The sequence below is a fragment of the Shinella sp. HY16 genome, assembly GCF_028534175.1.
Classification (GTDB): domain Bacteria; phylum Pseudomonadota; class Alphaproteobacteria; order Rhizobiales; family Rhizobiaceae; genus Shinella.
In genome coordinates, this window is the sequence record NZ_JAHYXL010000001.1 from 348,146 (window position 1) to 359,429 (window position 11,284).

An 11,284-nucleotide genomic window follows, 5' to 3' on the forward strand; every position below is an offset into this window, starting at 1 on the left:
AAAATGGATCCGCTCTTAGCTTCACTGAAAGTCGCGGCCTCGGGACTTGAGGCGCAATCCACCCGTATCCGCATCGTCTCGGAGAACCTGGCGAACGCCCGTTCGACCGGCGACGTCCCCGGTGCCGATCCCTTCCGCCGCAAGACGGTGACCTTTGCGGCCGAACTCGACCGGGCGTCCGGTGCCTCGCTCGTCGAGGTCGAACGCCTCGGCTTCGACGAGGGCGAGTTCTCGACGGAATACGATCCCGGCAACCCGGCGGCCAATGCCGAGGGCATCGTCAAGATGCCGAACGTCAACATGCTGATCGAAATGGCCGACATGCGGGAAGCCAATCGTTCCTATGAAGCCAACCTGCAGAGCATCAAGCAGTCGCGTGACCTGATCTCGGCGACCATCGACCTCCTGAGGGCCTCGCAATGATCGAAAGCGTAAAGGGCGTCGGTTCGCTCTTCTCCACAAACGCCCTCTCGGGCGTCACCACCGAGACGTCCAATTCGGTTTCCGCCTCCGGTGCGGCCGTGCAGGGAACGGGAACCCAGATGAGCTTCGCCCAGGTGATGGGTGACATGGCGACGGATATGACCAACGCGCTGAAACTCAGCGAGACCAAGTCGTTCGAAGCCATCCAAGGCAAGGCGACGACCCGCGAAGTGGTCGATGCCGTCATGAGTGCCGAGCAGACGCTGCAGACCGCGATCGCCATCCGCGACAAGGTCGTCACCGCCTATCTCGAAGTCGCAAGAATGCAGATCTGAGGACCGGACATGAAAGCCCTTGCCATCGCCGCCACCGGCATGAACGCGCAGCAGACCAACCTTGAAGTCATCGCGAACAACATCGCGAACATCAACACGACCGGCTTCAAGCGCGCCCGCGCCGAATTCTCCGACCTGCTCTACCAGACCGAACGCGCCGCCGGCGTGCCGAACCGTGCCAACCAGGCAGTGGTGCCGGAAGGCGCCATCATCGGCCTCGGCGTCAAGACAGCCGCCATCCGCAACCTGCATCTCCAGGGCGGCCTGACGAGCACGGGCAATTCTTTCGACCTCGCGCTGATCGGCCGTGGCTGGTTCCAGATCGAGGCCGCGGACGGGTCGACGCTCTACACCCGCGCCGGCGCCTTCAACACAAATGCCGAAGGCCAGCTCGTCACCCTCGACGGCTATACGGTCGTGCCGGGCATCAACGTGCCGCAGGATGCGACGGAGATTACCGTCAGCAAGTCCGGCCAGGTTTATGCGACGGTCAGCGGCGAGCAGCAGGAACTCGGCCAGATCACGCTGGCGAATTTCGTCAACGAAGCCGGTCTTGAGCCGCTCGGCGAAAACCTCTTCCGCGAAACCGCTGCCTCCGGCCCGGCCAATGTCGGCGCGCCTGACGAAGCGGGCTTCGCCTATATCCAGCAGAACTACCTCGAAGCCTCCAACGTCGATCCGGTCAAGGAAATCACCGATCTGATCTCCGCCCAGCGCGCCTATGAGATGAACTCCAAGATCATCCAGGCCGCGGACGAAATGGCGGCCGTGGTCAGCAAGAACCTGAGATAACACCCAACACGCGGGGAACATGATGTTTCGCCTGAAAGCAGCTCTTCGGAGTGGAAAGACCCTGTCAGCCCGGTGGCGCGCGGCCCTCGTCGCGCCCGCCGCGCTCGTCGGTCTTCTCGTGGCCGATGCGGCTCTGGCCGATGTGCGCACCGCCGTCGTGCCCAAGCGCATCATCTATCCCGGCGAGGAGATCCAGGCGGGGCAGCTCGAGGTGGTCGAGGTGACCAACCCGAACATCGTCAAGGGATTTGCCGAAAGCATCTCCGACGTCAACGGGCTCATCACCAAGCGCACCCTGTTGCCCGGCCGCGTCATCCTCGTCTCGGCCCTGCGTGAACCTTTTCTCGTGAACCGTGGCACCACCGTGCAGATGGTCTTCGACGATGGCTCGCTCGTCATCCGCACCAACGGCACGCCTCTGCAGGATGCCGCCGTCGGCGAACTCATCCGGGTCCGCAACAAGGATTCGGGCGTGATCGTCTCCGGCACGGTCATGGCGGACGGAACCGTGCATGTGGTGGCGAAATGATGCGTGATCTATTCTCCCGTGCCCTTGCCGTCCTCGCCTGCCTCATGCTGGCAGCCGGGCCGGCGTTGCCGGCAGCCCGCATCAAGGATGTCGCCTCGCTGCAGGCCGGCCGCGACAACCAGCTGATCGGCTACGGCCTCGTCGTCGGCCTCCAGGGTACGGGCGACAGCATGCGGTCCTCGCCCTTCACGGAACAGTCCATGCGGGCGATGCTGCAGAATCTCGGCATCTCCATGGTGGGCACCCAGACGCGCGCGAAGAACATCGCGGCCGTGCTCGTCACCGCCAACCTGCCGCCCTTCGCGAGCCCCGGCAGCCGCATCGACGTGACCGTCGGTTCGCTCGGCGATGCCTCGTCGTTGCGTGGCGGCACGCTTGTCATGACCTCGCTCTCCGGCGCCGACGGCCAGATCTACGCAGTCGCGCAGGGTTCGATCGTCGTCACCGGCATCAGCGCCGGCGGTGAGGCCGCCACGGTGCAGCAGGGCGTCACCACGGCCGGCCGCGTACCGAACGGCGCGATCATCGAGCGTGAGCTTCCCTCGCGCTTCAAGGACAGCTCCGATCTCGTGCTGCAGCTGCGCAACCCCGATTTCTCCACGTCCGTCGGCATGGCGGACGCGATCAACCGCTATGCGGCCGCACAGTACGGATCGCCGATCGCCGAGTCGCGCGATTCGCAGTCGGTCTACGTTTCCAAGCCGAAGATGGCGGATCTCTCCCGCCTGATGGCCGATATCGAGAACCTCGTCATCGAGACCGATGCGCCCGCGCGTGTCGTCGTCAACGAGCGTACCGGGACGATCGTCATCGGCCAGGACGTCCGCATCTCACCTGTCGCGGTGAGCTACGGAACGCTCACGGTGCAGATCAACGAAATGCCGAAGGTCGTGCAGCCGGAACCCTTCTCCAGAGGCGAGACGGCGATCGAGCCGAACACGGACATCCTCGTCCAGCAGGATGGCGGCACGGTCGCCCTGCTCGACGGTTCGAGCCTGCGCTCGCTGGTCACCGGTCTCAACAGTATCGGCGTCAAGCCGGATGGCATCATCTCCATCCTGCAGAGCATCAAGACCGCAGGCGCCCTCCAGGCAGAACTGGTACTGCAATGACCGATGTCACGACTCTTGTTGCCGTGAAGACGCTGGTGCGCAAGCTCGCACTGCCGCTGGCCGGCTTCGTGCTCATGGCCATTCCCGGCGCCTTCGCCGAGGAACGCCCCGTCATCATGACGACCAAGGCGACCGCCGACGAGATCCGCGAGTTCTGCACGAATATCGCAGACGCTGCGCGCGACCAGCGCTACCTGCTTCAGAAGCAGGAACTGGAAAACCTCCAGAAGGATATCGACGCGCGCATCAAGACGCTGGAAACCCGTCGCGCCGAATACGAGGACTGGCTGAACCGTCGCAACAACTTCCTCAAGACGGCCGAGGGCGGGCTCGTCGAGATCTATCGCAAGATGAAGCCTGACGCCGCGGCTGCGCAGCTTGCCGAAATCAATCCGGAGATCGCCTCGGCGATCGTCATGAAGCTGCCGCCGCGCCAGTCGAGCACCATTCTGGCTGAAATGCCGGCCGACAAGGCTGCGCTGCTCACCCGTCTCATCGCCATTGCGGGCGATCCGAATACGTCAAAGGCAAAGGACCCGTCATGAAGAAGATCGCCTCCGCACTCGCCGTGGCGCTCACGCTTTCGAGCTGCACGAGCCAGGCCATCGACGAAATCGGCAGGGCTCCCTCGATGAGCCCGATCGGCAGCGGCCTCAACTACGCGGAAACGCCGCAGATGGCCATGTATCCCAAGCAGCCGCGCACCGCGGTCGCCGGCTATTCGATCTGGAGCGACCAGCAGTCTGCGCTCTTCAAGGATTCGCGCGCCTTCAAGGTCGGCGACATCCTGACCGTCAACATCCGCGTCAACGATCGCGCCACGTTCGACAACAAGACCGACCGTTCGCGTACCAACAAAAGCGGCATGAACTTCGGTTTCGGCGGCTCGGGCAACAATTTCAAGGTCGATACGGAAGCCGACCTTAAATACGGCTCCTCGACCAGCACCAAGGGCGACGGCTCGACGGAACGGTCCGAGCGACTGAACCTGCTCGTTGCCGCTGTCGTGACGGGCGTCATCGAGAACGGCAATCTCCTGATCAGCGGTTCGCAGGAAGTGCGCGTCAACCACGAGCTGCGCATCCTCAACGTCGCCGGTATCGTGCGCCCGCAGGATGTCGATGCCGACAACCAGATCGCCTATGAGCGCATCGCGGAAGCCCGCATCTCCTATGGTGGTCGTGGTCGCCTGACCGAAGTGCAGCAGCCGCCATGGGGCCAGCAGGCCGTCGATCTGCTCTCGCCGCTTTGACCAAGCCCTGACAAGACTGGAAGACGAACATGGCGGACGAAGACGCGGTCGTCGCGGAAAAGAAGAAGCCGACCCTGGTCATCACCATCGCGGCCATCGCCGTGCTGACGCTGCTTGCGGCTGGCGGCGGCTGGCTGGTGGGCAACATGCTGGCCCCGCCGCCCGCCGAAAAGCCGGCGGAAGAGGTGGCGAAGGCGGAAGCCGGCGGCGAGGGAGGTGCGGAAGGCGAGGCGGCGCAGGAAGTGCCGCATATCTCGACCGAGGCAAACGGCATCGTGCTGCTCGACCCGATCACCAGCAACCTCGCCTATCCCTCGGACAACCGCATCCGCCTCGAAGTGGCGCTGATGTTCAAGGGCGTGCCCGACGTCAAGCTGGCCGAGGAAATCCACCAGGACATCCTCGCCTACATGCGCACGGTCTCGCTGCAGCAGGTGCAGGGGCCGCGCGGGTTCCAATATCTCCGGGAAGACCTGCAGGAGCGGGTTGACCTTCGGTCCGAAGGGCGCGTAACCAACGTCATGTTCCGGACCTTTGTGATCGAATGATTCGAGCCCTTCTGACCTTCGTCGCCATGATGGCGATGACCGGCGTGGCCTACGCCCAGCAGCAATTGCAGCTGCCGGGTGATTTGCTGAACGCGCAGGTCGACGGGTCGGTCGCCTCCTGGATCATCCGCACTTTCGGCCTGCTCACGGTGCTTTCAGTGGCGCCCGGCATCCTCATCATGGTGACGAGCTTTCCGCGCTTCGTCATCGCGTTCTCGATTCTTCGTTCCGGCATGGGCCTCGCCACGACGCCCTCCAACATGATCCTCGTCTCGCTGGCGCTGTTCATGACCTTCTACGTCATGGCTCCGACCTTCGACCGGGCCTGGCAGAACGGCGTGGAACCGCTGATCGCCAACCAGATCGACGAGACGGAGGCGGCCAAGCGCATCGCCGAACCTTTCCGAGAGTTCATGGTCGCCAATACCCGTGACAAGGACCTCGAACTCTTCATCTCGCTTGCGGAAGAGCGCGGCCAGACGGTCGTCGAAAACAACGTCGCGGACCTGCGCGTCGTCATCCCGGCCTTCATGATCTCGGAAATCCGCCGCGGCTTCGAGATCGGCTTCCTCGTCGTGCTGCCTTTTCTCGTCATCGACATGATCGTTGCCACCATCACCATGGCCATGGGTATGATGATGTTGCCGCCGACCTCGATCTCGCTGCCCTTCAAGATCCTGTTCTTCGTCCTCATCGACGGCTGGAACCTGCTCGTTGGCAGCCTGGTCCGCTCCTTCAGCTAAAGTATTCCGGCAGTAAAATCGCGTGGCCGTCCTGGCGTTGCTCAGGCGCGTCAGCTTTTCTTAACCATAAAATTTTACCAGCGGTTAACCATACTTGGCGGTCGCTCGAAAGCACTTTGTCGATTTAAGGAGTTGGCAATGATTGGCTGCGAGTTTTGCTCAGACACGACGGGTTTGGTATCCCTTCAGATCCCTGGAGAAACCGAGTTGGCATGATGCCGAACCGCCGTAACCGGTAAAGTTTTCAGTCCGGTATGTCCCCCACCAGTATTATGTTCAAAGGGACAACGATAATGACGAGCATTCTCACCAACGCAGCAGCCATGTCTGCCCTCCAGACGCTGCGCTCCATCAACAGCGGCATGGAAGAAACGCAGGCGCGCGTATCTTCGGGCCTGCGCGTCGGTAGCGCGTCCGACAACGCTGCTTACTGGTCGATCGCGACCACCATGCGCTCCGACAACATGGCGCTCTCCGCCGTTCAGGACGCTCTCGGCCTTGGTGCCGCCAAGGTTGACACCGCCTATGCCGGTATGAATTCCTCGATCGAAGTCGTCAAGGAAATCAAGAAGAAGCTGGTAACGGCAACGGAAGATGGCGTTGACAAGGTCAAGATCCAGGAAGAAATCACCCAGCTGCAGCAGCAGCTCGTGAGCATCTCGGATGCTGCCTCCTTCTCCGGCGAAAACTGGCTGAAGGCGAATGTCGGCGACAACACGAGTGTCGTTGCATCCTTCGTTCGTGATGCCAGCGGCAACGTTTCGGTCAAGAAGGTCGACTACGCCCTCGACGCTTCGACGGTTCTGTTCGACGCAACCGGCGGCAAAGCTGGTATCCTCGACCGCGAGACCTCGATCGACGGCAACGGTATTGCAGTCAACGTCAACATCGGCGGCACGACGAGCACCTACAACGTGGTCCGTTACACGACCGCCGAGGTCATCGCCGACAACGCAGCATTCGACTCCGGCGGCGACGTTGCAGTTGGCGGTACGGCTGGTCGCCCCGGCTACGTCAAGGTTGCTGACGATACCTGGGTAGAAGCGATCGACCAGTCTGGCGCGACGGATCACGAGATCTTCGCAACGGATAGCGGCGGTGCCGTATGGGCCATCGACGCAACGAAGCTGGCGACGTCCACCATTCCGGATGCGACGGTTTCGGGCTTCACGATCACCGCTGCAACGACGGGTCCCGAACTCGACGACCTGATCCAGATGGTCGACACGGCGCTCGAAGACATGACCAGCGCGGCTGCTGACCTCGGCTCGCTCGGCATGCGCATCGACCTCCAGGACGAGTTCGTTTCCAAGCTCACGGAATCCATCGACAAGGGCGTTGGTCGCCTGGTCGACGCCGACATGAACGAAGAATCGACCCGCCTGAAGGCGCTGCAGACGCAGCAGCAGCTGGCCATCCAGTCGCTGTCGATCGCCAACAGCTCGTCGCAGAACATCCTGTCGCTCTTCCGTTAATCGGCAAGCACATGGGAATGACGAACGGGGGCTGACCGTTCGATCAAACACCTCGATAAGGCCGCTCCCGAAAGGGGGCGGCCTTATCGTTTTTTTAACCCTTTTCTGGCACGCGCGTGCGCGCGAAGGTTGTAAAAAAACTCCATCTGCCCCCGAATTTCTGCGCCGCTTAGGAAAGCTTTAACCATGTTGGCATTAGCTAAGGCCATCGAAGCGGCAAACTGATCTTTGAAAAATCAAGGATTTAGTGGGCATGATGCTGACTGCCGCTCCCGGTGAAACCCGGAATGTCCCTTATCGTTCAGCCAATCAGGGGCAAGTACTCTTATGACGAGCATTCTTACCAACGTTGCGGCCATGTCCGCGCTCCAGACCTTGCGCTCCATCAGCAGCAGCATGGAAGAAACGCAGGCGCGCGTATCTTCGGGCCTGCGCGTCGGTAGCGCGTCCGACAACGCCGCTTACTGGTCGATCGCGACCACCATGCGCTCCGACAACATGGCACTCTCCGCCGTTCAGGACGCCCTCGGCCTTGGTGCCGCCAAGGTTGATACCGCCTATGCCGGTATGAATTCCTCGGTCGAAGTCGTCAAGGAAATCAAGAAGAAGCTGGTCGCCGCCACGGAAGACGGCGTCGACAAGGACAAGATCCAGGAAGAAATCACCCAGCTGCAGCAGCAACTCGTCAGCATCTCCGATGCTGCCTCCTTCTCCGGCGAAAACTGGCTGAAGGCGGATGTCGGTACCAAGACGAGCGTCGTTGCGTCGTTCGTTCGTGATGCCAGCGGCAATGTGTCGGTGAAGAAGGTCGACTACGACCTCGACGCGACCACGGTCCTGTTCGACTCGACCGGCGGCAAGCAGGGTATCCTCGACCGCGAAACCGCCATTGACGGCAACGGCGTGGCCGTCAACGTCAACATCGGTGGTACGACCGACACCTACAATGTCATTCGCTACACGACCGCTGAGGTCATCGCAGACGGTGCGACGTTTGACTCCCTCGGTGTCGTGGCTTCTGGCGGCACGAACGGTTTTGCCGGCTACGTCAAGGTCGCCGATGATACGTGGGTTGCTGCGGTTGATCAGTCCGGTGCAACGGACCACGAGATTTTCGCGACGGACAGCGGCGGTGCTGTGTGGGCCATCGACGAAACGCAGACGGCGACCTCCACCATTCCGGACGCCACCGTTTCCGGCTTCACGATCACCAACACCACCACTGGTGCCGAACTCGACGACCTGATCCAGATGGTCGACACGGCGCTCGAAGACATGACCAGCGCGGCCGCCGACCTCGGTTCGCTCGGCATGCGCATCGATCTCCAGGAAGAGTTCGTCTCCAAGCTGACGGAATCCATCGACAAGGGTATCGGCCGTCTGGTTGACGCCGACATGAACGAAGAATCGACCCGCCTGAAGGCGCTGCAGACGCAGCAGCAGCTGGGCATCCAGTCGCTGTCGATCGCCAACTCGGCTTCGGAAAGCATCCTCACGCTCTTCCGTTAATCCGAAGACGACAGGACCTTTCACGGTTCCCAGAAGGCCCCGGACTATCCGGGGCCTTCTTTCGTTTGGCTGGCCCGCGTCAGAGTGGCGGGTGCAGGAAGGTCGACATTGCGGCATTCTCCGCGCGGCGGGAGAGATAGAGCCGCGCCGTATCGAGTGCCTCGCGGATCGTCACGTCCATGTCGAGATAGCGGTAGGTGCCGAGGCGCCCGACGAAGGTAACGTCGGCCTCCTGTTCCGCGCGGGCGACATAGTCGGCAAGCTGCGCCTTTTCGTCCACCAGGCGGATTGGGTAGTAGGGAATGTCGTCCGGCTCGCAGGCGCGCGAGAACTCGCGGTAGCACACCGAGCCCGCGGGGTTCTCCCAGGGCGAGAAATGCTTGTGCTCGGTGATACGGGTGTACGGCACCGAGACGTCGCCATAGTTCATCACCGCACAGCCCTGATAGTCGCCCTCATAGGTGAAGCGCTCGAAATCGAGCGTGCGATAGCCGAGCCGGCCGAGTTCGTAGTCGAAGTAGCCGTCGAGCGGACCGGAATAGAAGACATGGCTGTAGCCGGTCTTCTCGCCGCGCCGGAAGCCGGTCTCCAGGGCCACCGTGATGTTCGGATGATCGAGGATCCGTGCGATCATCTCGGTATAGCCGGTCTCCGGCATGCCCTGGTATTTGTGGAAGAAATAGTTGTCCTCATAGTTGAAGCGCACCGGCAGGCGCTTCAGGATCGAGGCCGGCAGCTCGGTCGGCGAACAACCCCACTGTTTCTGCGTATAGCCCTTGAAGAAGGCCTCGTAGAGGTCGCGCCCGACGAAGCGCAGTGCCTGCTCCTCGAAGGTCTGCGGGTCGGTGATCGTCTTGTCCGCCTGCTCTTCCAGGAAGGCGCGCGCCTCGTCCGGCCGGAAGCTCTTGCCGAAGAACTGGTTGATCGTATGCAGGTTGATCGGCAGCGAATAGACTTGCCCGCCGCTCGTCGCCTTCACGCGGTTCTTGTAGGGCATGAAGGTCATGAAACCGTTCACATAGTCCCACACTTCTATGTCGTCCGTGTGGAAGATATGCGGCCCGTAGACATGCACCATCACGCCGGTCGCCTCGTCCCGTTCGGTGTGGCAGTTGCCGCCGATATGGTTTCGCTGGTCGACGATCTCGATAGTGTAGCCGGCCTCGGCAAGCGTGCGGCCGATGACGGCGCCGGAAAGGCCGGCGCCGACGATGAGGATTTTTTCCTTCATGCGCATGGAACCCGGCCCTCAGCCTGTCGCCCGCAGGGCGAGCTGCGGCGCCTCGTCAACCGGAAAGAGGCGTTCGCGCATGAGTACTTCATAGGCCTCGACGAGCGGGCTTGGGTCCCATCCGCGCTCCTGCGGACCGAAGCTCAGGTGGCTGACGGTGAAATCCGAATAGATTGCCGTCGGGCGCTGCAGGAGCGTCGGAACGCCGATGGTCAGTGCGTGCTCGTCGTCGCCCTGGGGCAGGGCCATGTGCACGAGATCGCGGCCGAGCCAGGCGATGAAGTTGATCGACTGCCGCTCCGTCCAGTCGACGACCCTGGCCGGAAGGGCGAGCGTCCTGCCGCCCTGGCCGAGGAAGAAGTCGTGAAGTTTCACGGCCCGCTCGGCGCTCTCCCAGAGGCTGCCGCCGAAGCCGCCCGGCGGCAACTCGAAATGGCCGACAGCGGGTGGAATGGAGCCGGCGGCCTGCTGGAAATAGGCGCAGACGCCGTTGTTCACCACATTGGCCGAGACGACGAAGTAATGCGGGTTGTTCCGCCGGAACTGGATGAAGCCGTCAAGTTCGTCGATGTCGAGATAGACGATGTCGTCGTCGCATTTCAGGAACACCGCATCGGAGAAGGCCTCCAGCCGCGTGGCATAATAGTCGTAGGCCTGCCAGTAGGGCATCTGCTCGTTCGGATTGCCGATATAGCGCCGCGTGGCGGCGCCGGCATCGCAGAGCTCGAGGTCCGCGCCCCAGCCGCCGCGCATCTGCACGCCCGCGCCGGCAGAGAAGTCGAGTTCCGGCCAGCTGCCGATGGTCACGCCGTTGACGCGCAGCGTCGGTGCGCCGGCCGCATCGAGTGACAGCACGACATCGTTCGGCCGGCCGGGAGAGAGCACACCGGGCGTCGGCGCGCTCCACAGGTTGGCATCGTCGCCGCGCTCGGGGTTCTCCAGCTTTTCGCGCGGGATCTTGCGCATCGCCGAATGGGTGTTCCGCCAGCCGCCGACCACGAATTCATAGTGATCGTTCGGCCGGTCATGCGGGGTGAGGGTGATGTGCAGGTCGTGCCGGATGCGGGCACTGGTGCGGAACGAGGCCTGGCGCGAAACGCCCCCGACCGGCTGGTAGGGCACTTTCGAGCCCATGTAGCGCACCGGGCCGAACTCCCGGCTCACCCAGGCATGGTCTTCAGCCGAGCGGGTGAAATCCCAGATGTGCCACTCGTCGATGATCCCGAGATCCATCGCCCGGCGGACATACTGGGTGAGGATTTCCATTCGCTTCTGCCGTCCGGCAAAGGTCACCAGGATTACGGGGGTCATGCTGTCCTCGTCATTCAGAACTTC

The 11,284-nt window shown here is 62.4% G+C and carries 13 protein-coding genes; 11 read left to right on the top strand and 2 right to left on the bottom strand.

From position 1 onward, the window contains the following. The first annotated feature begins 3 nt into the window (after window positions 1-3). The 11 genes from flgC (at window position 4) to K0P03_RS01830 (ending at window position 8,718) form a co-directional block, all read left to right on the top strand. On the top strand, window positions 4-423 hold the full coding sequence (flgC, locus tag K0P03_RS01780) for a flagellar basal body rod protein FlgC (RefSeq protein WP_024270506.1): 420 nt from the start codon (window positions 4-6) through the stop codon (window positions 421-423). Next, a complete protein-coding gene (locus tag K0P03_RS01785; protein ID WP_023516326.1) occupies window positions 420-758 on the top strand; it encodes a flagellar hook-basal body complex protein FliE in 339 nt (112 codons plus the stop codon). Before flgC ends, K0P03_RS01785 begins: the two co-directional genes overlap by 4 nt. Before the next feature lie 9 nt (window positions 759-767). Then, on the top strand, window positions 768-1,550 hold the full coding sequence (gene flgG, locus K0P03_RS01790) for a flagellar basal-body rod protein FlgG (protein ID WP_272788745.1): 783 nt from the start codon (window positions 768-770) through the stop codon (window positions 1,548-1,550). A gap of 19 nt (window positions 1,551-1,569) precedes the next feature. Next, window positions 1,570-2,079, top strand: a complete 510-nt coding sequence (flgA, locus tag K0P03_RS01795; protein WP_272788746.1) for a flagellar basal body P-ring formation chaperone FlgA — start codon at window positions 1,570-1,572, stop codon at window positions 2,077-2,079. After that, the gene (locus K0P03_RS01800; RefSeq protein WP_037407019.1) at window positions 2,079-3,191 is read left to right on the top strand and encodes a flagellar basal body P-ring protein FlgI; all 1,113 of its coding nucleotides are present in this window, start codon (window positions 2,079-2,081) and stop codon (window positions 3,189-3,191) included. The genes flgA and K0P03_RS01800 overlap by 1 nt, the downstream gene beginning before the upstream one ends. Continuing rightward, the gene (locus tag K0P03_RS01805; RefSeq protein ID WP_023517383.1) at window positions 3,188-3,736 is read left to right on the top strand and encodes a MotE family protein; all 549 of its coding nucleotides are present in this window, start codon (window positions 3,188-3,190) and stop codon (window positions 3,734-3,736) included. Before K0P03_RS01800 ends, K0P03_RS01805 begins: the two co-directional genes overlap by 4 nt. Beyond that, complete coding sequence (gene flgH, locus K0P03_RS01810) at window positions 3,733-4,443, top strand: flagellar basal body L-ring protein FlgH (protein ID WP_023517384.1); 711 nt, start codon at window positions 3,733-3,735, stop codon at window positions 4,441-4,443. The genes K0P03_RS01805 and flgH overlap by 4 nt, the downstream gene beginning before the upstream one ends. A 29-nt stretch (window positions 4,444-4,472) precedes the next feature. Next, entirely contained in the window at window positions 4,473-4,991 is a 519-nt protein-coding gene (locus tag K0P03_RS01815; RefSeq protein ID WP_272788747.1) for a flagellar basal body-associated FliL family protein, read from the top strand. After that, the gene (gene fliP / locus K0P03_RS01820) at window positions 4,988-5,734 is read left to right on the top strand and encodes a flagellar type III secretion system pore protein FliP (protein ID WP_024270504.1); all 747 of its coding nucleotides are present in this window, start codon (window positions 4,988-4,990) and stop codon (window positions 5,732-5,734) included. Before K0P03_RS01815 ends, fliP begins: the two co-directional genes overlap by 4 nt. Before the next feature lie 293 nt (window positions 5,735-6,027). Continuing rightward, window positions 6,028-7,209, top strand: coding sequence for a flagellin N-terminal helical domain-containing protein (locus K0P03_RS01825; protein WP_272788748.1), 1,182 nt, complete (start codon window positions 6,028-6,030; stop codon window positions 7,207-7,209). A gap of 327 nt (window positions 7,210-7,536) precedes the next feature. Next, window positions 7,537-8,718 (top strand): flagellin N-terminal helical domain-containing protein, encoded by a 1,182-nt coding sequence (locus K0P03_RS01830; protein WP_024270502.1) that lies wholly within the window; start codon window positions 7,537-7,539, stop codon window positions 8,716-8,718. A 79-nt stretch (window positions 8,719-8,797) separates the two neighbouring features. Here the strand turns inward: K0P03_RS01830 and glf are convergent, their stop codons facing one another. Beyond that, window positions 8,798-9,955 carry a UDP-galactopyranose mutase gene (glf, locus tag K0P03_RS01835; protein WP_272788749.1) on the bottom strand — a complete coding sequence of 386 codons (1,158 nt, stop codon included), beginning with the start codon at window positions 9,953-9,955 and terminating at the stop codon, window positions 8,798-8,800. A gap of 12 nt (window positions 9,956-9,967) precedes the next feature. After that, entirely contained in the window at window positions 9,968-11,260 is a 1,293-nt protein-coding gene (locus K0P03_RS01840; protein ID WP_272788750.1) for a hypothetical protein, read from the bottom strand. Window positions 11,261-11,284: the final 24 nt, after the last annotated feature.